At 73.0% G+C, this 20,671-nt stretch carries 20 protein-coding genes and 2 pseudogenes; 9 read left to right on the top strand and 13 right to left on the bottom strand.

Features of this window, described 5'->3' with window-relative positions; translation table 11 throughout:
- Positions 1-103 precede the first annotated feature (103 nt).
- Together FHS22_RS20745 and FHS22_RS20740 are read left to right on the top strand one after the other, a co-directional pair.
- Complete coding sequence (locus tag FHS22_RS20745) at positions 104-1,027, top strand: hydroxymethylglutaryl-CoA lyase (protein WP_184943944.1); 924 nt, start codon at positions 104-106, stop codon at positions 1,025-1,027.
- Entirely contained in the window at positions 1,024-2,178 is a 1,155-nt protein-coding gene (locus tag FHS22_RS20740) for an acyl-CoA dehydrogenase family protein (RefSeq protein WP_184943942.1), read from the top strand. The genes FHS22_RS20745 and FHS22_RS20740 overlap by 4 nt, the downstream gene beginning before the upstream one ends.
- Before the next feature lie 222 nt (positions 2,179-2,400).
- On the opposite strand, the gene FHS22_RS20735 is transcribed toward FHS22_RS20740, so the two are convergent.
- The 4 genes from FHS22_RS20735 to FHS22_RS20720 form a co-directional block, all read right to left on the bottom strand.
- Entirely contained in the window at positions 2,401-2,952 is a 552-nt protein-coding gene (locus tag FHS22_RS20735; protein WP_221473902.1) for an NUDIX domain-containing protein, read from the bottom strand.
- Positions 2,949-4,070: a Rossmann-fold NAD(P)-binding domain-containing protein gene (locus FHS22_RS20730; RefSeq protein ID WP_184943940.1), complete on the bottom strand. Its 1,122-nt coding sequence runs from the start codon at positions 4,068-4,070 to the stop codon at positions 2,949-2,951. Before FHS22_RS20730 ends, FHS22_RS20735 begins: the two co-directional genes overlap by 4 nt.
- Positions 4,071-4,158: 88 nt before the next feature.
- Positions 4,159-4,575: an ATP-binding protein gene (locus FHS22_RS20725; RefSeq protein ID WP_184943939.1), complete on the bottom strand. Its 417-nt coding sequence runs from the start codon at positions 4,573-4,575 to the stop codon at positions 4,159-4,161.
- A gap of 8 nt (positions 4,576-4,583) precedes the next feature.
- Positions 4,584-5,024, bottom strand: coding sequence for a hypothetical protein (locus FHS22_RS20720; protein WP_221473901.1), 441 nt, complete (start codon positions 5,022-5,024; stop codon positions 4,584-4,586).
- A gap of 159 nt (positions 5,025-5,183) precedes the next feature.
- Here FHS22_RS20720 and FHS22_RS20715 point away from each other — a divergent pair, with 159 nt between their 5' ends.
- Positions 5,184-6,305 carry a helix-turn-helix domain-containing protein gene (locus FHS22_RS20715; protein ID WP_184943937.1) on the top strand — a complete coding sequence of 374 codons (1,122 nt, stop codon included), beginning with the start codon at positions 5,184-5,186 and terminating at the stop codon, positions 6,303-6,305.
- The gene (locus tag FHS22_RS20710; protein WP_338047858.1) at positions 6,302-6,970 is read left to right on the top strand and encodes a YdcF family protein; all 669 of its coding nucleotides are present in this window, start codon (positions 6,302-6,304) and stop codon (positions 6,968-6,970) included. Before FHS22_RS20715 ends, FHS22_RS20710 begins: the two co-directional genes overlap by 4 nt.
- Here FHS22_RS20710 and FHS22_RS20705 read toward each other — a convergent pair whose 3' ends face one another.
- The 4 genes and pseudogenes from FHS22_RS20705 to FHS22_RS38205 form a co-directional block, all read right to left on the bottom strand.
- Complete coding sequence (locus FHS22_RS20705; RefSeq protein ID WP_184943936.1) at positions 6,971-7,363, bottom strand: VOC family protein; 393 nt, start codon at positions 7,361-7,363, stop codon at positions 6,971-6,973.
- A 48-nt stretch (positions 7,364-7,411) separates the two neighbouring features.
- Positions 7,412-7,606, bottom strand: a complete 195-nt coding sequence (locus tag FHS22_RS38215) for a LysR substrate-binding domain-containing protein (RefSeq protein WP_338047857.1) — start codon at positions 7,604-7,606, stop codon at positions 7,412-7,414.
- A 97-nt stretch (positions 7,607-7,703) separates the two neighbouring features.
- Positions 7,704-7,985: pseudogene (locus FHS22_RS38210) on the bottom strand (LysR substrate-binding domain-containing protein); the annotation flags it as partial.
- 35 nt (positions 7,986-8,020) lie between these two features.
- Complete coding sequence (locus FHS22_RS38205; protein ID WP_260408126.1) at positions 8,021-10,036, bottom strand: zinc ribbon domain-containing protein; 2,016 nt, start codon at positions 10,034-10,036, stop codon at positions 8,021-8,023.
- Between the two features lie 299 nt (positions 10,037-10,335).
- On the opposite strand from FHS22_RS38205, the gene FHS22_RS20695 reads away from it, so the two are divergent.
- Together FHS22_RS20695 and FHS22_RS20690 are read left to right on the top strand one after the other, a co-directional pair.
- A complete protein-coding gene (locus tag FHS22_RS20695; protein WP_184943934.1) occupies positions 10,336-11,154 on the top strand; it encodes a MerR family transcriptional regulator in 819 nt (272 codons plus the stop codon).
- Positions 11,154-11,993 (top strand): hypothetical protein, encoded by an 840-nt coding sequence (locus FHS22_RS20690; protein ID WP_184943932.1) that lies wholly within the window; start codon positions 11,154-11,156, stop codon positions 11,991-11,993. Before FHS22_RS20695 ends, FHS22_RS20690 begins: the two co-directional genes overlap by 1 nt.
- Positions 11,994-12,100: 107 nt before the next feature.
- Here FHS22_RS20690 and FHS22_RS39640 read toward each other — a convergent pair.
- A pseudogene (locus FHS22_RS39640) lies at positions 12,101-12,310 on the bottom strand (HGxxPAAW family protein); the annotation flags it as partial.
- A 79-nt stretch (positions 12,311-12,389) separates the two neighbouring features.
- Here FHS22_RS39640 and FHS22_RS20685 point away from each other — a divergent pair.
- Entirely contained in the window at positions 12,390-12,872 is a 483-nt protein-coding gene (locus FHS22_RS20685; protein WP_221473900.1) for a MarR family winged helix-turn-helix transcriptional regulator, read from the top strand.
- Between the two features lie 158 nt (positions 12,873-13,030).
- Positions 13,031-14,398 (top strand): glycoside hydrolase family 6 protein, encoded by a 1,368-nt coding sequence (locus FHS22_RS20680; RefSeq protein ID WP_184943930.1) that lies wholly within the window; start codon positions 13,031-13,033, stop codon positions 14,396-14,398.
- Between the two features lie 151 nt (positions 14,399-14,549).
- Here the strand turns inward: FHS22_RS20680 and FHS22_RS20675 are convergent, their stop codons facing one another.
- The 4 genes from FHS22_RS20675 to FHS22_RS20660 all read right to left on the bottom strand — a co-directional run bounded on the left by FHS22_RS20675 (position 14,550) and on the right by FHS22_RS20660 (position 19,392).
- Positions 14,550-16,283, bottom strand: coding sequence for a hypothetical protein (locus FHS22_RS20675; protein ID WP_184943928.1), 1,734 nt, complete (start codon positions 16,281-16,283; stop codon positions 14,550-14,552).
- Positions 16,284-16,372: 89 nt separating this feature from the next.
- Complete coding sequence (locus FHS22_RS20670; RefSeq protein WP_184944104.1) at positions 16,373-17,290, bottom strand: carbohydrate kinase family protein; 918 nt, start codon at positions 17,288-17,290, stop codon at positions 16,373-16,375.
- Positions 17,291-17,306: 16 nt separating this feature from the next.
- On the bottom strand, positions 17,307-18,245 hold the full coding sequence (locus FHS22_RS20665; protein ID WP_184943926.1) for a pseudouridine-5'-phosphate glycosidase: 939 nt from the start codon (positions 18,243-18,245) through the stop codon (positions 17,307-17,309).
- A 121-nt stretch (positions 18,246-18,366) separates the two neighbouring features.
- Positions 18,367-19,392 (bottom strand): YeiH family protein, encoded by a 1,026-nt coding sequence (locus FHS22_RS20660; RefSeq protein ID WP_260408140.1) that lies wholly within the window; start codon positions 19,390-19,392, stop codon positions 18,367-18,369.
- 289 nt (positions 19,393-19,681) lie between these two features.
- Here FHS22_RS20660 and FHS22_RS20655 point away from each other — a divergent pair, with 289 nt between their 5' ends.
- On the top strand, positions 19,682-20,587 hold the full coding sequence (locus FHS22_RS20655; RefSeq protein ID WP_184943922.1) for a LysR family transcriptional regulator: 906 nt from the start codon (positions 19,682-19,684) through the stop codon (positions 20,585-20,587).
- The last annotated feature ends 84 nt before the right edge of the window (positions 20,588-20,671 follow it).

Below are 20,671 nucleotides of genomic sequence, written 5' to 3'. Positions count from 1 at the left end.
CGGCCTCCGCAGGGGGCGCCGCGGCGGCCGGCGGACCCGGGGGCCGCGCGGCGGGCGCGACGACCGGGCCGCGGGGCGGGAGCCGTACGGGATGGAGGGCGTGATGCGGGAGCCGTACCGGATGGAGGGCCTGCCGGAGCGGGTCACGGTCTACGAGGTCGGGCCGCGCGACGGGCTGCAGAACGAGGCCGCGGTGGTGCCCGTCGCGGTGAAGGCCGAGTTCGTGGCCCGGCTGGCGGCGGCCGGGCACACGGTGATCGAGGCGACGAGCTTCGTGCACCCCCGGTGGGTGCCGCAGCTGGCCGACGCCGCCGAGCTGCTGACCGTGATGGAGCGGGTCCCCGGGGTCCGCTACCCGGTGCTCGTGCCCAACGAGCGCGGCCTCGACCGGGCCCTGGAGCACGGCGTCACCGAGATCGCGATCTTCGGCAGCGCCACCGAGACGTTCGCCGCCAAGAACCTCAACCGCACGCTGGAGTCGCAGTTCGAGATGTTCGCGCCGGTGGTCGCCCGGGCGCTGGAGCACGGGCTCAAGGTCAGGGCGTACGTCTCGATGTGCTTCGGCGACCCCTGGGAGGGGCCGACCCCCATCGCGCAGGTCGCCGAGGTCGGGCGCAGGCTGCTCGACCTGGGCTGCCACGAGCTCTCCCTCGGCGACACCATCGGCGTCGGCACCCCCGGCCACGTGAGCGCGCTGATCGATGCGTTCGGCGGCCCCGACCGGCTGGCGGTGCACTTCCACGACACCTACGGCCAGGCCCTGGCCAACACGCTGGCCGCGCTGCGCGCGGGCGTGACCGTGGTGGACGCCTCCACCGGCGGCATCGGCGGCTGCCCGTACGCCGAGAGCGCCACCGGCAACCTCGCCACCGAGGACCTGGTCTGGATGCTGCACGGCCTCGGCGTGGAGACCGGCCTCGACCTGCCCGCGCTGGTGGAGACCAGCACCTGGCTGGCCGCCCGGCTCGGCCGTCCCAGCCCCTCCCGGGTCGTCCAGGCCCTCTCACCCAGGAAGCAGGCACCATGAAACTGACCGAAGAGTACGAAGACCTGCGCAAGACCGTCGAGGCGTTCGCCCGCGACGCGGTGGCCCCGGTGATCGGGGAGCTGTACGAGCGCGAGGAGTTCCCCTACGACATCGTCCGCCAGATGGGCCGGATGGGCCTGTTCGGCCTGCCCATCCCCGAGGAGTACGGCGGCATGGGCGGCGACTACTTCGCGCTCTGCCTGGCCCTGGAGGAGCTGGCCCGGGTCGACTCCAGCGTCTCCATCACCGTGGAGGCCGCCGTCTCGCTGGGCGCCATGCCGATCTACCGGTTCGGCACGGCCGAGCAGCGCGCGCAGTGGCTGCCGAAGCTGACCACCGGCGAGATGCTCGGCGCGTTCGGCCTGACCGAGCCGGGCGGCGGCTCCGACGTGCCGGGCGGCATGCGGACCACGGCCGTGCTCGACGGGAACGAGTGGGTGATCAACGGCTCGAAGGCGTTCATCACCAACTCCGGGACCGACATCACCGGCGTCGTCGGCGTGGCCGCGATCACCGGGCGGCGCGCCGACGGCCGTCCCGAGATCTCCACGATCCTGGTCCCGGCGGGCACGCCCGGCTTCACCGTCGCCAAGAAGTACTCCAAGGTCGGCTGGAACTGCTCCGACACCCGCGAGCTGGCCTTCACCGACTGCCGGGTCCCCGCGGAGAACCTGCTCGGCGAGCGCGGCCGGGGGTACGCCCAGTTCCTGCAGACCCTCGACGAGGGCCGCATCGCGATCGCGGCGCTCTCGGTCGGCCTGGCCCAGGGCTGCGTGGACGAGTGCCTGCGCTACGTCCGCGAGCGCCAGGCGTTCGGCCACCCGATCGGCCACTACCAGGCCATCCAGTTCAAGATCGCCGATATGGAGGTCCGCACCCACACCGCCCGCCTGGCCTACTACCACGCGGCGGAGAAGATGCTGGCCGGCGAGCCGTTCAAGAAGGAGGCCGCCATCGCCAAGCTGGTCTCCTCCGACGCCGCGATGGACAACGCCCGCGACGCCACCCAGGTCTTCGGCGGGTACGGCTTCATGAACGAGTACCCCGTCGGCCGCTTCTACCGCGACGCCAAGATCCTGGAGATCGGCGAGGGCACCAGCGAGGTCCAGCGCATGCTGATCGCCCGCCAGCTCGGCCTGGGCGACCTCTGACCCGGGACACGTGCGGTGCTGCAAGAAAGGCGCGTGCCGCATCCGGCGGGCTCCGGCCGGTGGATGAGGCGCCCGCCGATACCGGCGCCGTCCTCGTCGACTGATAGAAGCTGTATTGAGGTGTGAGGGACATTAGGCACGTTCCTGTGGACGGACCTGAAATGGATGACCGCCCCTGCGCGAGTCGAGATCGCAAGCGCGGGGCGGCCTGATCGAGGAGGGTCAGCCAAGAGCCTGAGTGACGCGCTGCCGCAGGATGGGATCGCTGATGCTGTCGGCATCACGCCAGGCGGCATCGGTGATCTCTTCGGTTTGGAGCTGGCCGACGTCGGCGATGGTGCGGAACAGGAACCGGAAGTCGAAGTGCTGATGATCCGGCTCGCCCTTGAAGCCGTTGGCGGGGATGGGGTGGACGTCGATGTGGACGGGGCGGTTGCCGACCGCGATCACCATGGCGGCGGGGATGCCGGTCTCCTCGACGAGCTCTCGCAGGGCCGCGCCGCAGAGAGTGGCATCGGACGCCTCCAGGTGGCCGCCGGGCAGGAGCCACCGCTCCAAGGCGCGGTGGTGGATGTGCAGGATGAGTCCGTTGGGGTCGGTGAGGATCGCGCCGGCGGTCGCGTGCCCGCGGAACTCCTTGCGGGTGGTCAGATCGGCGCCGTCGTCGAGCAACTCCAGGATCGGGGCGAGGGCGGCTTTGTCGCTGGGGTGCGCGTCGAGGTAGTCACCGATGACGTCGCGGATGTGGTCTGCCGTGATGGCCAAGTCGATCACCTGTTGAAGTAGGAGAGCCAAATCGCCGCGATGGCGGCGCGGTCGTCCGCGGAGACCTCGTGCATGCCAGGGGCGAGGTCACTGCGGGTGAGCATCCTGATCCCGGCGAGTATCTCGGCTTGGACCAGGAAGATGAACGGCCCGACGCTGGCGCCGTGCAGGAAGTTGACGGCGTTGCCGCCGTTGGCCAGGTAGAAGTAGTGGCCGGTCGTCTGGTAGCGGGTGACGTGGTCGCCGACCATCGTGCGGGTGTAGACGTCTGGCAGTCCGTTGAGTTCCAGTTCGTCTTCGCTGGAGGTGACGGTGGCGATGTAGGCGCCGTTGCGCAGGTGGGGGAAGTCCTCGCCGCGCAGGGAGACTGCGCCGGTGGCGCAGAGCACGAGTCCGGCGCCTATCAGTGCGCTGTGGCGGTCGCGGGCGACGGCAAACCCTTGGGACAGGGCCTGGGTGCGGCGGACGGGGTCGATGTCGAAGACGGTGACCTGGACGCCCTTGGCGTGCAGCAGGCGGGCGATCGAGCTGCCGAGCTTGCCGAAGCCGAGCACCAGGGCCGGGCGGCCGTGCAGGATGTCGCCGCGGCTGCGCATGACGGCCTCGGTGGAGAAGACCACCGACTGGCCGACGAGGAAGTCTTCGGGGTCCTTCAGCGGGGAGCGGGCGACCGAGATCACCGGGCAGGGCAGCTTGTCGAGGTCGGCGTAGCGGCGGTGGCCGTTCTCGGTGTCTTCGATCACGCCGAGCAGGTGGCCGGAGAAGCGGTTGTGCAGGCCGGTCAAGGACGGGGCGAAGTAGCCGCCGACGTCCAGTAGCGCGATCTCCTCGGCCGCGGCCCGGGACTCGACGTAGTCCAGGGCCGCGTCCGCAGCGGCGAACAGCTCGCGGGAGAGCGCGTCGACCGGGATGGTCTGCTCGATCTCGCGCTGGGCGGCGGGGTTGATCGACTTGGGCTTTGGCAGCACCGCGCGCAGGCGGCTCATCGCCGCGACCGCGCGGACGAAACCGGGCCGCTCGGCCAGCAGGTGCGTGATCAGAAAGGAGGTGACCTGCTCTTCGGGGGCGAACCGTTCGGCGATCTTGGCGAAGTAGGCGTCCAGCCGGGCGCGTTCGAAGGCTTCCATGGCCGTTCCCTCTCGTCGGTGAAGGTGGGTGGTGCATGGGGTGGCTGGGGGTTTGCAGGCAGGCGAGGGTCCGGTGGTCGCGGTGGCCTCATCCGGTTCGCAAGCTGTCCGGATCAGGCGGGATCGCGGGGAGGCGTGACCAGACGACCTTGCCGAGCGGGTCGCCTTCCTGCACTCCCCAGTCCTCGGCGAGCGCCTCGACGATCAGCAGGCCGCGTCCGCAGGTGTCGGTATCGGCCGGGTGGCGAATCCGGGGCCACCTGTTGTGGCTGTCGTGCACTTCCAGCCGGACGAACTCCTCTTCGGCCTCCAGCCTCACCAGGAACCCGTATCCGGGCTCGGTGCCGTGGACCAGGGCGTTGGAGGCCAGTTCCGAGACACAGACCCGGATGTCTTCGACGCAGGCGGTCAGGCCCCAGGCGGTCAGGGTCGCGGTGGTGAAATCGCGGGCCAGGCCGACCGATTCCGCTGTCGCGTCGAAGAACTGCTGCACCGCCTCGCGCATGAGCTGCCTCATGTCTCGGCGTCCAAGGCGGGTGCCGGTCCCGGGCTGCGGCGGCGCCGGTAGCCGCTGCCGGGCGATCTGGAGGCGGAGCGGCCGGAGGCCTCAGGCGTGGAGGCGCCGCGCACCAGCAGCAGCCGGGCCCCGCTCGTCTCGATCTGCTGTCGCCGCTGGGCCGCTATCGCTTTGGGCCCGAGGTGGGAGGCAGCCGGTAGGACGACCCCGTAGGTGCCGGGCAGCGCCAGCACGTCCAGCAGCCCGACGAACGCCGCCGAGGTGAGGTAGGGGGCGCGTTCGGTGAACACCCCCGACAGCAGCAGCTCATGTTGTCGGCAGTACTCGATCAGTGACGCCGACAGGGCCGCCTGCCGGGCGGCGGAGGTGCGCACCAGCCGCAGGAAACCGTAGACGACCAGGTCACTGACGTCGCGATGTTCGGTGAGGGGTTCCATGCGCGATGACCATCCAACAAGTGCGGGAACGTGGTGATGCTTCGAGCGTGGCCGTGATGCTCACCGGCGTGAATGGTCCGCTGTTGCACTTGCGTCGCACTTTCGTGTCCCCGCCTGCCTTCGCCGTGCTTGCATGACGGGTGCGGAAGGGAGCGACGCGTGGCGACCGTGCATCACTGGAGCGGCCTGGAGGCCCGTGCCCTGCGGCTGGCGTTGCGGCTGAGCGTGCGCGCTTTTGCCGAGCATCTCGGCGTTGGGGTGCGCACCGTCTCCAAATGGGAGAAGCTCCTGACCGGCACCGAGCCCCGCCCCGACACCCAGGCCATCTTGGACACCGCGCTGGCGCGGGCGGACGCCGCGGTGCATCTGCGCTTTGAGACGAACCTGTCGGAATCCGGCCGCCTTGCGGCCGGTCCGGGCCGACGGGTGACGGTCGTCGGCCCCCGCGCCTGGGAGTACGAATCATGGACCGATGATCTGGACCGGGCCATCGTGGCGCTTTCGCGCCAGAGCTTCACCTTCGCCGGCACCCTGCTCAACCGGTGGCTGACCCGCTTTCAACCGGGGGAGCTCGACGACAAGGGCCTGTATCTGTTCGCCCGCTCCACCGCCCTGCTGGGGGACCTTCAACGCGACCAGGGCGCCGTGATCGGGCCGCTGTCGGCTCAGCATTCCTATGCCGGGGCCCGTTCGGTGTTCACCCAGCTCGACATCCCCCGCCGTATCGCCCAGCTGGAACTGTCGCTGGCGGTGGTCACCGAGATGTCGGGAAAGCTGGAGATCGCCGCGCGCCGGTATGAGGCGCTGGCCGTCGATGACCGGCTCTCGCGCCGGGACCGCGCCCGGGCCCGCCTGTGGGTGGGCACCGCGCTCAGCAAGGACGGCGACCACGACTATGCCGCCCGCGTCATGCTCTCCGCCACCCGTGACTTCGAGGAGCTGGCCGAGCCGGAAGACTGGTCGGTCGCCCACCAGAAACTCGCCCTGGCCCATCGCGGCGCCGGACATCTGGATGAGGCCCTGCACTTCATCGACATCGCCCGCAGCACCGCGGTGACCGACGCACCCATGCAGCGGGTGCGGCTGGATACCGCCTATGGTCACATCCTGTTGTCCGATCCGGCCACCGTGGATGATGGGCTGAGCGTTCTCGATCAGGCGGCCCAGACGGCCGCCGAATACGGCCTGAGCCATCAGCTGGCCAGCATCGAGAACATCAGGGCCGTCAGGCAAGGGGACATCCGGCCCCCGGCGACGATGACCAGGAAGAGACGCACGTGATCGACAACCGGCAGGCCATCACCGACGAGCAGCTCCGCCAGGCCCAGCTGATCTGGGACTACCACCAGATGCACCACCAGGTGCGCCCCGTCGAGGCCGCGATCGGCCTGGGCAGCCACGACCTCGGGGTCGCGGCGTTCGCCGCCGAGTTGTATCACGCCGGGTTGTTTCCCGTCGTGGTGTTCAGCGGCGGCAACAGCCCCACCACCGCCGCCCGCTTCCCGCGCGGCGAAGCTGTGCATTACCACGAGCACGCGCTGGAACTCGGTGTGCCGGATTCGGCGATCCTGCTGGAGCCCCGCGCCGGTAACACTGGCGACAACATCACCTTCTCCCGGCAGGTCCTGGCCGAGACAGGCATCCACCCGGCCTCGGTGCTGCTGATCTCCAAGCCCTATATGGAGCGCCGCGCGTTCGCCACCGCCCGCAAGCTGTGGTCCGAGGCCGAGCTCGTGTGCGCGTCCGAACCGCTGGAGTTCGACGACTACATCAAAAGTATCGGCGACGAACGGCTCGTCATCGACATGCTCGTCGGCGACCTGCAGCGGGTGATCCAGTATCCCCAGCTCGGCTTCGCCATTGCCCAGGACATCCCAGAGGACGTGCATGCCGCCTATGAAGCTCTCTTGGCCGCCGGATTCACCAGCCGCCTGCTCGCCTCCTGATCAGGCCGGGCCGAGTAGGTCCCACCGGTTGCCTGCGACGTCCAGGAACACGGCGATCCGGCCGTAGGGCTCCGTGCGCGGGGCGGTCACGAACTCGACGCCGGCCGCCGTCATCTGCCGGTGGGCGGCCTCGAAGTCGTCCACCCGCAGGAAGAAGCCCACCCTCCCGGCGACCTGCTCCCCGACGGCGGCGCGCTGCCGCTCGCCGTCGGCCCGGGCGAGCAGGATGCCGGTCCCGCCGCCCGGGGGGCGGACGACGACCCACCGCTTCGGGCGGCCGTCGTTCGTCAGGGACGGGGAGTCCTCGGCCGGCTCGAAGCCCAGGGCGCCGGTGAAGAACGCGATGGCCGGGTCGTAGTCGTCCACGACGATCGTGATCAGGTCGATCCGCATCCCGCTGATCGTAGGCCCCCTCCTGGGGGCGGTGCTCCACCGGCGGGCTCACCGTACGGCCGCGGCGGCCTGGCGCAGGGCGTCGGTGACGGCGCCGGCCAGCGGGGAGCGGCGCGTTCGCGGGGTGGCAACCCCCACGTACCGGGCCGGGCGCGGTGGGCCGACCGGCACCAGGACGGTCTCGGCCGCCGAGGGGTCCAGGCCGAGCCGGGGGATGAGGCCGACGCCCAGTCCGGAGGCCACGAGCGCCTGCGCGAAGAAGTAGTCGGTTGCTGCCCGCCACCTTCAGCTCGAACCCGGCCTGCGCGGCGTACCGGCGCAGGAACGCCTCGGTCTTGCTGCAGCCGATGACCCACGGGTCGGCCGCCAGCTCGGCGAGCTCGACGCTCTCCCGCCCGGCGAGCGGGTGTCCGGCCGGCAGCGCGGCCGACATCGGGTCCTCCATGACCGGCGTCCACTCCAGGCCGCCGGCCGCGGGGAGCGGCCCGTCGAAATGGTAGGCCAGGGCCAGATCCGCCCGGCCCTCGCGGACCATGGGCAGGCTCTCCTCGGGCTCGGCCTCCACGACGTTGACCTCGACCTCCGGATGCCCGGCGACGAACCGGCGGAGCGCGTACGGCAGCAGCCGGCGGCCGCCGCTGGTGAAGGTGGCGACGGTCAGCGTCTCTGGTTTCCTGAGTGTGTCTGAATGAATCGGACATTCCGGGCGTGACGTGGCCGGTCCGCGCCTGCTCCGAAGTCGCCGAGGGCGAGGACGGGGCTGGCGCGGACGCGGTGGAAGCCGGTCCGGTCGTGCTGGGGGTTCGGGAAACCGTGTGCAGGACCTGAACGCGCCCCCGGGTGGGGGTGGTTCTGGGGTGCCTGCCCCGCCGGACACTGGCCACCGGATGGTGGGGCGGGGACCGCGCGCCGGTCGGGCACACGGCGGGAAACTCCAGGGGAAGCGGCGGCGGGCCGCTTCGGGGTGGGGCCGGTCTTGGCCCGATCGGCCCGCACGGCCGGACGGCCGACCACCGCTCTCGGCGGGGTGGGGCGGGGGGTGCGGCGGCGGGCGCGGGCCACGTTGCCCTCGACCGCGATCGTGACGGTGCGGCGTCCGGTGTGGCGGTCGGTGCGCACCCGGGTCTGGGAGAGCAGGCCGCGGGCGGCGATGCGCTCGGCCGCGGCGTGATCGCGGTCGCACGACAGGCCGCAGGAGGTGCAGGCCGCCCATTTCCAGCCCGACTCCCGCATCCGGTCGGGCGCTGCGACATGCTTCAAGGGCTGGGTGCCGCTCCCGCAGCGCGGGCAGTATTTGGAGGTGCCGCGGGCCGGGACCGCCACCACCGCGATCCCTTCCCGGGCCGCCAGATGCGCGATCGCCTCGGCGACCAGGCCGCGCACCTGTCCCGCCAGGCGGGCGTTGCCGGAGCGTTTACCACGCGCCTCCAGAGTCGCCAGGTCTTCGAGGTAGATCACGCTCGCGCCCAGCGCACGCGCTTGGTCGACCGCCCAGCGGGCCGCCGACCACGCCAGCGCCCGGTTCAGCTGCCGGAGCCGAGCGCAGATCCGCGCATGCTCAGTAACCAGGACGGCGTGCTTGCTCTGCAGCTCCGCCCAGAGCGGCTGCGGGGCGGCCAGCCCGGCTAGTAGCGCCTCATAATGGTCGCGGCGGGCCGCCACGTGCTCACGCACCTGCCGCAACCGGTGCAGCTTCGCCGAGACCGCACTCGCGTCATAGCGCAGCCTGCGGCCGTCGGAGAGCACCCGCGGCCCGGCCGAAGTGTCGGTCAGGCGGGCCAGCGCGCCGGTCAGCAGCGTGTTGACCCCCCAGTCCAGGCCCAGGCCCGTCGTGTGCCCGGCCGGGGAGGGGTGGGTGATAGGGCTGCGGTGCGGTAGGTCGAGGCGCACCCGGTGGGCGGCCGACCGCAGCGTCGGCGCGCACAGCACCGCCTCGGCGGCGATAATCGGCGGGAGGGTGAAGGGGAGGGCGTGCCAGGCCCAGTCTCGGCGGCTAGCCGGGGCGGCGACCAAAGGTAGCTGCACCCGCAGCACCGCAGACTGCTCGCCAGTGCGCTCCAGGGTGGTCAGCTGCCGGTCGGCTGCGGCCAGCAGCGCCTGGGCCGCCACCTGCGGCGGGTCTTCCACCTCGACCAGATCGCCCGGCAGTGCCACGCCGTGGGCCTCAGCCCAGGCGCGTATCTGCCGGGTCCGGTTGCGGATCTCCACCGGACTCACCCCGTCCGGCAGCACGGCACGTAGTGCCGTCCACTCGACCTGGCTGCGCTTGCCCGGCTGCTCGGGCCAGGTCGCGACGAGCGCGGCCAGGATCCGGCGGCGATGCAGTGCCAGCCGCAAGGTCCGGGCGGCCTCCTCCTCGGCGCAGCGCCGTAGGCGGTCGCACACCGCCACCCCGTCCGGAGCAGCAGCCGCCCAGCCCAGCCTGCGCAGCGCCATCCACCCCTTGGACGGCAGCGCCCGCCCGTCAAGACTCTTGCCGGAAGCGAGCAGGTCCAGATCCGCACTGGTCCAGTGTGCGGCGACCAGGTGAGCGGCCATGGCCTGGATCAGCACGGTGAGGTGGCCGACCCGGCGGGCCAGCTCCCGCTCTCCGACCGCCTCACCGGTGTGCTCGGCGACCGCGCGCAGGCCGGTGCACGACGCGGTCGATGTCAGAGATATCTGCCCGGTCATCGCCCAACCCTTCGGCGGATGCCGGAACAGGGCGGGGAAATGACCCTCTGTCGGCGCGGGGTTCTTAGGCCGTGGCCGGGCCATGCCGTGGTGATGGCAGGCCCGGGCAACGTCATGAACTGATTATAGTGATAGCTCGGTTACATTTAGTGAAAACAGCCAACAGTTCGTACCCTGGTTCGCCCTGGGGGCAGCCGGTCGATCCGCGTCCGGCCTCACGCTCTCCGGGGAGGAGCTCGTCCGCTGCGGTTCCCCGGCACGTTTGACCTTGACGTAGCGTCAACGTTTCTAATCGGGGTATGCGGATCGGCGAACTCGCCGCGCTCGTCGGGGTCTCCACCCGGACCGTGCGGCACTACCACCACCTGGGCCTCCTCCCCGAGCCGGTACGGCTGGCCAACGGCTACCGCGAGTACCGGCTGCGCGACGCGGTCGCCCTGGCGCGGGTGCGGAGGCTGGCCGAGCTCGGTCTGTCCCTGGACGAGATCCGCGACGTGCTCGCCGACGACCGGGACAGGGAACTGCGCGAGGTGCTGGTGGAGCTGGACGCCGACCTGGCCGGGCAGCAGGAGGCGATCGCCCTGCGGCGGGCCCGGCTGGCCGCGCTGCTGGCGGAGGCGGACCTGCATCCCGACTCGGCGGTCTCCCCCGACATGACGGCGGTCCTGCGCGACCTGCACGCCGAGGGCTCGGCGTTCGCCGCGGCCGACCGCGAGATGCTGGCGCTGATGGACACCGTGGCCGACCCGGCCGAGCGCGACCGGATGCTCGAGATGATGCGCCCGCTCACCGAGCCCGGCGCCCTGGCCCGGAGCCACGCCCTCTACGCGCGGCTCGACGAGCTGGCCGGCGCCGATCCCGGCGACCCCCGCGTCCCCGCGCTCGCCGCCGACCTGGCCGCCCACATCCCCGCCGAGCTGGCGGCGGTGATGATCGAGCACCTGCCCGCCTCCGCGGACCCGTCCGGCTCCGCGCCCGGGGGCGGCGCCGCCGCGCCTCGGCCGGGTCCGCGGGACGCCGACGGCGGGGTGTGGTTCGAGGCGCTGTCCACCGAGTTGCCGCCCGCCCAGGCCGAGGTCCTCCGGCTGATGGCGGCCGTCCTGAAGGAGAGAACGTGATGCTCGGACTCGCGCGCGCCGCGCTGTTGGCGGCACTCCCCGCAGAGCTGGTCCTCGTGGTCCTGCTGCTGTCAGGAGTGTCCCTGCCCGTCCCGGTGATCGTGGCGGGCGAGCTGGCCGTGGCGTCGGTGCTCCTCCTGGAGGCGGTGGTCGCCTGCCGGCTCTTCCTGGCCGAGCGCCGGAGCGGCGCGGACCGGCGGGCGGCGCTCCGGGCGGCCGCCCACCGGCTGGTGCCCGCCCGGGTGCTCAGGATCATGGAGTTCGAGCTGAAGAGCGTGCTCGCCCTCGCCCACTGGGCGGCGCGCCGCCGCCACGGCGTGCCGCCCGGCGCCACCGCCGTGCCGTACGCGGGCGGGCAGTCCACGATGCTGCTGCTGATGCTGTTCGCGATGGCCGTGGAGACGGTGGGCGTAGAGGTGCTGCTGCGGGCGCTGGAGGTGCCGGACGGGCTGCGGCTCACGGTTCTGGTGCTGGACGTCTACGGGGTCGTGTACGGCTTGGCGCTCGCCGCGGCCTGCGTGACCCGGCCCCACGTCGTCTCCGCGGCGGAACTGCGCGTCCGCTACGGCGTCTACCTCGACCTGCGCATCCCCCGCGAGCTGATCTCCTCGGTGCGGGTGGCGCGCAACTACAACGAGTCCGGCATGGTGACCGTGGAGGACGGCCGGCTCGGCGTGGCGGTCTCCTCCCAGACGAACGTGGCCGTCGAGCTGGCGGAGCCCGTCACCGTCGTCCGCCCTCTCGGCCGCCGCGCCGAGGTCACCTCGGTCAGCTTCTTCGCCGACACCCCCGCCGAGGTCCTGACCGTCCTGCGGTCCGGCCTCTCCCGTACCTCCTGAGCCGGGGCGGACCGGCGGTCGCGGAACCTCTCGAGCGAGGGGCGCCAGCGCAGGGCGCGTTCGCCGACGGGTCTCGGCCCGATCTCCTTGCCGAGCCCCAGCTCGTGCAGGAGCAGCCCCAGCGCCGGACCCAGGGCCGTGACCCCGGCTCCCGTCCAGATCAGGGGAGTGGAGGCGAGCACCATCCCCAGCCCGGCGAGGGCGAACCCGGAGGTGCAGACGATCGATCCGGTCCAGCCCGCGACGGTGTGCCCCAGGTCGTGGTCCTCGTGGATCCCCACGGTCCTTCTCCTTCGTTCCCGGGCGCCCGCGGCCATGACGGCATGGGCCGCCGGGACGGGCGCGCTGATAAGATTCATCTTACGATCTAAATATCTTAGATAGTAAGGGGATTTTGTGGCGAAGAACGAGCCGCCCGGGGTGACGCCGCCCGACGCGCTGGCCCGGATGGACCAGATGATCGCGTTGAGCCTGGTCGGGCAGGGGGCCATGGCCGACCGGCTCGGCGTCAACGTCACGGACCTGACCTGCCTCGGCTTCATCCTCGAAGCGGCGGAGGATCCGATCACCGCCGGCCGGCTCGCCGAGCGTGCCGGACTCACCACGGGCGCCGTCACCGGCGTGGTCAACCGCCTGGAAAAAGCCGGATACGTCCGGCGGCTGTCCGACTCCGACGACCGGCGCCGCATCCGGATCGTCCCGGAGGGCGACGCCGCCGCCCGGGTCACGGCGGCCTACGAGCCGGTCTACCGGCGGCTGATCGCGCTCTTCGAGGACTACGGCCCGGGTGAGCTCGGCGTCATCTCCGACTGGTTCACGCGTGCGGCCGAGATCATGCGGCTCTCCCTGGCGGAGATCCGCGAGCCGGAGGCGCCCTGAGACGCCCGGCCCCGCCCGTGAAAGTTTCATGGGCTCGGAGAGGCGTCTTCCCAGTTCAGGGGGGTCAGCGGTGGGCGGGGGCGGCCCAGGGAAGGTGCGGGACGGCGGTGTGCGGCTAGCTTGGCAGCGCTCCCACCTCACCCTCAAGGAGCCGTACCATGCGGAGAAAATCCATCCTGGCCGCGGTCTGCACCGCGCTGGCCGCGCTGTCCTGCACCGCCGTGTCCCTGGCCGCCGCGACCCCGGCGGCCTCGGCGGCCGACTCCACGTTCTACGTGGACCCGGAGACCAGCGCCGCCACGTGGGTCGCGGCCAACCCCGGAGACTCCCGGGCGCCGGTCATCCGCGACCGGATCGCCGCCGTGCCCCAGGCGCGCTGGTTCACCACGACCAACACCTCCGCGGTCCGCGCCCAGGTCTCGGCGTTCGTCGGCGCGGCCGCGAACGCGGGCAAGACCCCCATCCTGGTCGTCTACAACATCCCCAACCGCGACTGCAGCGGCGCCAGCACCGGCGGCGCGCCCAGCCACACGGCCTACCGGCAGTGGATCGACGAGCTCGCCGCGGGCCTGCAGGACCGCCCGGCCTCGATCATCCTCGAACCGGACGTGCTCCCGATCATGACCAACTGCATGAGCTCCGCCCAGCAGCAGGAGGTCAACGCGTCCATGGCCTACGCAGGCAGGAAGCTGAAGGCCGGCTCGGCCAAGGCGAAGGTCTACTTCGACATCGGGCACTCCGGCTGGCTGGGCGCCGGTGAGGCGGCCAACCGGCTGAGGGCCGCGGGGATCGACGGCAGCGCGGACGGCATCTCGCTCAATGTCTCCAACTACCGGTGGACCTCCACCGAGGTGGCGTACGCCAAGAGCGTCATCTCCGCCACCGGGATCTCCCGGCTCCGCGCGGTCGTCGACACCAGCCGCAACGGCAACGGCCCGCTGGGCAGCGAGTGGTGCGACCCGGCCGGCCGGGCGATCGGCACGCCGAGCACGACCGCGACGGGCGACTCGATGATCGACGCCTTCCTCTGGATCAAGCTGCCGGGCGAGGCCGACGGCTGCATCGCCGGGGCCGGCCGGTTCGTCCCGCAGCGGGCCTACGACCTGGCCATGGCGGCGCCCGAACCCACCGCCACGCCGACCCCGACCGCGACGCCCACGGTGACCCCCACCCCCACGGTGACGCCGACCGCGACGCCCACCGCGACGCCGACCGGAGGCAAGGCCTGCACGGCCACCTACAAGATCGTCAACTCCTGGCAGGGCGGCTTCCAGGCCGAGGTGACGGTCAAGAACACCGGCGGCGCGGCCCTGTCCGGCTGGACGGCGGACTGGTCCTTCTCCGGCGACCAGAAGATCAGCCAGCTCTGGAACGGCCGCCACACCCAGAGCGGGGCCGCCGTCTCGGTGAAGAACGCCGACCACAACGGCGGCCTCTCCTCCGGAGCGTCCGCCTCCTTCGGCTTCACCGGCACCTGGACCGGGAGCAACCCGGCGCCGTCCGCGGTGAGCTGCTCCGCCGCCTGACCCGCGGCGCCCCCTGATCGGGTACGGCTCCCGCCCGTTGTTCCCGGGCGGGAGCCGTACCCGATCCGCCCGGTTCCCCACGGGGCCGCCCCCGCAGCGGCTCCGCGGCCGCAGACGGGTGCGAGCGCCCAGCGCACGGCGGCGCCCGGTCTCAGGCGGGGAGCTGGGCGTCCAGGCGGTAGCCGTCCACCGTCACGTAGACCTGGTCGCCCGGGCGGGCGTTCAGCCGCATGAGCACCGGCTGGAGCGAGTCGAAGACCGGGTGGTCCCGCCAGACGAGGACCACCGCGTTGTCGCCCGGACCGGTCACCGAGAGCAGGGTGCCGGGGCGCATGCCGAGCCGGGTCGCGTACCCCTCGGGCACGGCCACCGGACCGCCCCGCAGGTGCTCGCTGGTCACCTCGATCCGCTGCCAGCGGCTCGGGTCGGTGGACGGGCTGGTCTGCGGGGGCGGCGGCGCGGCGCGCTGGCTGGTGATCAGGTGCGGCCGGCTGTTGCCGGACAGCGCCGAGAGCGCGGCCAGAGCCGCACGCGGGTCGATCGAGGCGGTGTTGACCTGCGGGATCGGCTGGCCGCCGCGGTGGTGGCCGTTGACGCCGGGGGTACGGCGGGGAAGCTGCCTGGTGGCCTCGGAGGCGGCCGCCGCGGCGGGCTCCTGCGGCGCGGCGGCCGCGGCGAGCGCGTCCAGCCAGGCCTGGGCGGAGTGGGCGCGGATGCCGAGCTGGTGCTCCATGAGCACGACGACGTCGGCGTCGGCCGGCTTGCCGGCCAGCAGCTGCCGGGTGCGGTCGCGCAGGCCGCCCAGGTCGCCGACGACGAGCCAGCCGTCCTGGAGCCGCCGGTCGGGCATGAGGGTGACCAGCACGCGCCAGAGCGGGGTGCGCAGCGTGGGGACCTCCACGGGGTGCGCGGGGTCGGCGCCGACGAGCTGCTCCTCGGTGGCGGCGGCGCCCAGCCACTCGGTGAGACCGAACATGTGACCGGTGAGCGGGGCGGATTCCGAGGAGCGCAGCCAGAGCAGGATGCGCTCCTCGGCGGCGCGCTGGGCCGCGGAGAGGGCGCCGAGGTCGGCGTTGAGCTTGTGCGCGAGGGCGCGCAGGCTGATCGGGTCGACGGCGAACAGGCGTTCCACGGCGACCGCCCGCTCCAGCGGGGCCCAGTCCCGGAACATGGTGTCCACCAGGCGCACCAGCGGATAGGCGCTGAGGTCGGGCTGGGCGGCGGGAGCGGCGGCCGGCGCGGCGAGCGGTGCGGACTGCGGGGCCGGCTGGGGCTGCGGGGCCGGCTGGGGTTGCGGGGCCGCCTGGGGCTGAGCCTGGGGCGGCACCGCGGGCGCACTCGGCACGGCGGGCACGCCCGGCGCCGCGGCCGCGGCCGGGACGGCGGGGGCGCCCTGCGCGGTCTGGGCGGCCGGAGCGGTCCGACCTGCCTGGGCGTCCTGGGCGGGCTGCTCGGAGATCCCGGGCATCCCGCCGAGCACCTCCCGGAACATCGCGGTGACCAGGACCTCGGGGGAGGCGGGCACCGAGGATCCCGCCAGGTCTCCGGGGGTCAGGCGGCGCAGCCGGGACCAGCCGCCCAGGCCGGTGATGGCCGCGCGCGCGGGCTCGGACCAGCCGGGCAGCGTCGGGTCGACCGTGTGCACGTGCAGGGCGGGCAGCACGTCGCTCAGCGGCAGGTGATCCCAGCGGGCCACCGAGAGCCGGGCCAGCCGGTCGCAGACCCAGTCCAGGCCGGCGGCGCGCAGGGCCTTGGGCAGGGTGACGGAAGACCACCAGCCCGCGGGCAGGCGGGGATCGGCCAGGGCTTCGGCGACCTGCTGCTGACGGCTCCAGCGCAGGGCCGGGACCAGATCACTCAGGCAGATCGATGACTCGGCATCCATCGGCGGACCGCAACCTCCCCAAAGTGACGCATGTGGCTAATGGTGCAGTCTAAGGCCGCAAGCTATCAATTGGTGTTAAGAGGGTAAAGCTAGTTGGTGGCCAAATCCGATTGAAGGATACGCGGACGGCCGCCGATGACCGTAACGGCCTCCGCCCCCGCCCGGCGTCCGGCGTCCAGCGCGGCCTCGTCCCCGGCCCCGGTGAGCAGGGCGGTGATCAGCCCGGCGGCGAACGCGTCGCCGGCGCCGGTGGAGTCGACCACCTCGACGGGGAGCCCGGGGACCCGGGCGACGAGCCGTCCCTGCCTGGCCATCAGCGCGCCCATGCGGCCCAGTTTCACCGCCGCCGTGCCGTACAGGACGCTGAGTCTCTCGGCCGCCCGCTCGGCGGAGGTCTCGCCGGTGAGCAGCAGCGCCTCGTCCAGGTTGGGGATGACCAGCCGGGCGTCCGCGGTCTCCCGGACGAACCGCTCGGGCCCGAACGCCCGCAGGAAACCGGCCGAGGCCGGGTCCACGCTGGTGGTGACGCCGCGCCGGGCGGCCTCGGCCAGGGCCAGCCGGGACAGCCGCAGGCCCGGCTCGGCGAACAGGGTGTATCCCGACAGGTGCAGGTGGGCCACCCCGTCGAGCAGTTCCTCGTCCCAGTCGTCGGTGCCGATGTGGCCGCCCGCGCCCCGGTTGGTCAGCATGGAGCGTTCCCCGGTCACGTCCACCATGGCGATCACCACGGCGGTCGGGCGCTCGGGGTCCACCCGCAGGTGCGGCCGGACGCCGCTGCGCCGCAGCTCCGCGCCGTGCCACTCGCTGGTGTCGGAGCCGACCCTGGTCAGGATCCGGGCGTCGGCGCCCAGGCGGGCGGCCCAGGAGGCGGTGTTGGCCCCCGAGCCGCCCGGGCGCAGCACGATGTCGGCGGCGGTGTCGGTCCCGGTGGCGAGGCCGGCGAGGTTCTGTTCTCCGTGAAGCGCGACGACGTCGGTGACCACGTCGCCGATGACCAGCAGGCCCATTTCGGTCACGGATACCTCAACTTTCCTTACTCCATGATGCAGCGATCTGTCCGGCGATGCGGGTGTTTCCACGTACGGCGGCCAGATTCGCCTCCAGTGAGGCACCGTCGGTGCCGCGCACCAGGTAGTCCAGGAGGAACGGGGTGATGGCCTGGCCGGCCACCTTCTCCCGCTCCGCGGCGGCCAGCGCCTCGGCCAGGACCCGGTCGTGCAGGGCCGGGTCGAGCTGCTCGGCCGCCGGCACCGGGTTGGCCACGATCAGCGCGGTCTCCGGGCCGCCGAGGGCGTCCTGGGCCCGCATGATCCGGGCGGCCTCCTCCGGGCTCTCGATCCGCCAGTCGAGGCGCTCGCCGGAGGTGTGCAGGTAGAAACCGGGGAACTCGTCGGTGCGGAACCCGGCGACGGTGACGCCCCGGGTCTCCAGCCGCTGCAGGGTGGCCGGCACGTCCAGGATCGACTTCACGCCCGCGCAGACGACGGTGATGCGGGTACGGCTGAGCAGGTCGAGGTCGGCCGACTCGTCCTGGCTGTCGGCCCATCCCCGGTGCACGCCGCCGAGACCGCCGGTGGCGAAGACCCGGATGCCGGCCCGCGCGGCCAGGAACGAGGTCGCCGAGACCGTGGTCGCCCCGCTGGCCCCCAGCGCCGCCGCGGCGGGCAGGTCGCGGAAGCCCAGCTTGCGCAGGCCGGGCTCGGTGGCGATCCGCTTGAGCTCTCCGGCGTCCAGGCCGATGCGGGCCACCCCGTCCAGCACCGCGATCGTCGCGGGGACCGCTCCGCAGCCGCGGACGATCTCCTCCAGCTCGGTCGCGACCTCCAGGTTGCGGGGCTGGGGGAGGCCGTGCGAGATGATCGTGGACTCGAGTGCCACGACCGGGGCGCCCTGCGCCAGTGCCTCCGCCACCTCCTGGGACGGGCGGAACACGGTGTCGGCCGACTGCTGGGTGGTACGCATGGGCTGGTTCTGTCTCCTCGGGTCAGGACCGTATGCTTGCCTGATGAGAACGGTGTAAACGGATGGTCTTGTTCTAAAAAAGCACGGTATGGGTCCTGCTTCGGAGGCGTCCATCGGGAGATCAGCCGATGGCGAGGGCTCCCAGTAGTGAGATCGTGCCGATGACGGCCGTGGCCGCCCCGCCGAGTGCGAGCGCCCGCCCGCCGCGGGCCGCCGATCCCAGGTCGATCCCGGTCCCCAGCCCGAACAGCGCCGCGGCCAGCAGCGCCCCGGTCACCTCCGGGACCAGGGAGGTGACCTCCTCCGGGACGAGATCGGTGCCGCGCACCGCCATCATGGCCGCGAACCCCGCGACGAACAGCGGCACCGGCGGCGGCCTCCGCCCGCCCGTCTCCCCGCCGCCCGTCTCCCCGCCGCCCGTCCTCCCGCCGGTCGCGCCGCCGCGGTCCGCTGCTCCGGCCTGCGCCGCCCGGCGGGGATCCGCGGCGCGGCGCAGGCCCGCCGAGACCAGTGCCACCAGCGGCGCCAGCAGGACCACCCGGGCCAGCTTGACCACCACCGCGGTCGCCAGCGCGCCGGTCCCGGCGGCCGCTCCGATGGCCGCGACCTGCGCCACCTCGTGCACCGAGGCCCCGGCCCAGAGCCCGAGCTGGTGCGGGGTCAGGCCGAGCAGGCCGCCGAGGGCCGGAACCGCGACGATCGCGGCGCTGCCGTACAGGACGACCACGCCGACCGCGCTGGCCGCGTCGTCGTCGTCGCCCCCGGCCACTTCGTGCATCGCGGCGATCGCCGCGGCCCCGCAGACGGACACGCCGGTCGCGATGAGCAGCGACCTGCGCGGGCTCACTCCGAGCAGCCGCCCGGCCCACCGCGTCGCCACGAAGGTGATGCCGGTCGCCGCGGCCACCAGGGCCAGCGTCCGCCAGCCGAGCGCCAGGATCTCCGGGAGCGCGATCTGCAGGCCGAGGAGCACGATCGCCAGGCGGAGCAGCGGGCGGCTCGCCAGCCGCAGACCGGGGCGGAAGGACGCGTGCACGCCGCCGAGGTTGCCCAGGGCGACCCCGCCGGCCACCGCGATCACCGCCGGGCTCACTCCGGTGAGGGCCCGGCTGAGCCAGAGCGAGGCGGCGACGGCCGCGGCCGCCAGGCACAGGCCGGGGGCGGGAGCGCGGAGCCGACGAAACGAATCTACAGTGTAAAGGCACCTGGTCCGCGGAACATCCCGTCCCGGGCCGGGAGGCGCCGGGTGGGCGCGGCGGTGGACGGGCGCCGGATGCGGCCGCTCGGATCGGCGAGCGGTCCCGTCCGGCGCGGGGGGTGCCCCGGTGCCGCGGGATGGGCGGCGGGAGAACGGGAAGACGGTCATGAGCCGAGTGTTCGCCCGGGCGGACGCGGCCGGTAGCGGCCATCTCCCTCGTAGGTCATAGCCTAGGGCTATGAGCTATCTGCCCGACCTCGAATCCCTCCGGCTGCTGGTCGACGTCGACCGGCTGGGCAGCCTCGGGCAGGCGGCCCGGGCGGCGGGCATCGCCCAGCCCTCGGCGAGCAAGCGGATCGCGATCCTGGAGCGCCGGCTCGGCCTGCCGCTGCTGGAGCGCACCCCCCGCGGCTCCACGCTGACCTCGCAGGGGACCATGATCGCGGCTTGGGCGACGCAGGTGCTGGACGCGGCCGAGGAGCTGATGCGCGGCGCGGAGGCCGTACGGCACGCGCGGGCGGCGCACCTGCACATCGCGGCGAGCATGACCGTGGCCGAGTACCTGCTCCCGCGCTGGCTGGGGGAGCTGCAGAACCGGGAGCCGCAGGTCCAGGTCGGGCTGGACGTGCAGAACTCCGCGGAGGTGGCCAGGCTGGTCGCCGGGGAGGTCGGCGGGATCGAGCTCGGGTTCGTGGAGGGGCCGTCGGTGCCGCAGGGGCTGGCCTCCCGGGTGGTGGCCGCCGACCGGCTGGTGGTCGTGGTCGCGCCGGGCCACCCGTGGGCGCGCCGCCGCACCCCGCTGCTCGCCGCCGAGCTGGCCGCGACCCCGCTGGTGGTCCGCGAGCGCGGCTCCGGCACGCGCGAGACCCTGGACCGGGCGCTGGCCGGCCATGCCGCCGCGGCCCCCCGGCTGGAGCTGGGCTCGAACGCGGCGGTCAAGGGCGCCACCGGGGAGGGGGCCGCCCCCGCGGTGCTCAGCGGCTACGCCGTGGAGGCGGAGCTGGCCACCGGGCGGCTGGCCGAGGTGGCCACCCGGGGCATCGACCTGGAGCGGCGCCTGCGCGCGATCTGGCGGCGGGGCCGCACTCCCACCGGGCCCGCCGCCGCGCTCCTGGCCATCAGCCTGGCCGCGTCCCCGAGGTGACCGCGGGCCTGAGGTGACTATGGTCGATTTGTCGTATTCGGGGTAGGGTCCGGGCATGGCGCCGATCGAGATCGCGGGCGTGCT

The sequence above is a fragment of the Thiemannella venezuelensis genome (assembly GCF_014203605.1).
GTDB lineage: Bacteria > Actinomycetota > Actinomycetes > Streptosporangiales > Streptosporangiaceae > Planomonospora_A > Planomonospora_A venezuelensis.
The sequence above is the reverse complement of the archived record's forward strand: the minus strand, read 5'-3'. Positions and strand labels throughout refer to the sequence as shown.

Coding starts and splice junctions, on each gene's coding strand:
- FHS22_RS20745 (WP_184943944.1), top strand. CDS start 104: ATGCGGGAGCCGTACCGGATGGAGGGCCTGCCGGAGCGGGTCACGGTC.
- FHS22_RS20740 (WP_184943942.1), top strand. CDS start 1,024: ATGAAACTGACCGAAGAGTACGAAGACCTGCGCAAGACCGTCGAGGCG.
- FHS22_RS20730 (WP_184943940.1), bottom strand. CDS start 4,070: ATGGAAGCCTTCGAACGCGCCCGGCTGGACGCCTACTTCGCCAAGATC.
- FHS22_RS20725 (WP_184943939.1), bottom strand. CDS start 4,575: ATGCGCGAGGCGGTGCAGCAGTTCTTCGACGCGACAGCGGAATCGGTC.
- FHS22_RS20720 (WP_221473901.1), bottom strand. CDS start 5,024: ATGGAACCCCTCACCGAACATCGCGACGTCAGTGACCTGGTCGTCTAC.
- FHS22_RS20705 (WP_184943936.1), bottom strand. CDS start 7,363: ATGCGGATCGACCTGATCACGATCGTCGTGGACGACTACGACCCGGCC.
- FHS22_RS38205 (WP_260408126.1), bottom strand. CDS start 10,036: ATGACCGGGCAGATATCTCTGACATCGACCGCGTCGTGCACCGGCCTG.
- FHS22_RS20695 (WP_184943934.1), top strand. CDS start 10,336: ATGCGGATCGGCGAACTCGCCGCGCTCGTCGGGGTCTCCACCCGGACC.
- FHS22_RS20690 (WP_184943932.1), top strand. CDS start 11,154: ATGCTCGGACTCGCGCGCGCCGCGCTGTTGGCGGCACTCCCCGCAGAG.
- FHS22_RS20680 (WP_184943930.1), top strand. CDS start 13,031: ATGCGGAGAAAATCCATCCTGGCCGCGGTCTGCACCGCGCTGGCCGCG.
- FHS22_RS20675 (WP_184943928.1), bottom strand. CDS start 16,283: ATGGATGCCGAGTCATCGATCTGCCTGAGTGATCTGGTCCCGGCCCTG.
- FHS22_RS20670 (WP_184944104.1), bottom strand. CDS start 17,290: ATGGGCCTGCTGGTCATCGGCGACGTGGTCACCGACGTCGTCGCGCTT.
- FHS22_RS20665 (WP_184943926.1), bottom strand. CDS start 18,245: ATGCGTACCACCCAGCAGTCGGCCGACACCGTGTTCCGCCCGTCCCAG.
- FHS22_RS20655 (WP_184943922.1), top strand. CDS start 19,682: ATGAGCTATCTGCCCGACCTCGAATCCCTCCGGCTGCTGGTCGACGTC.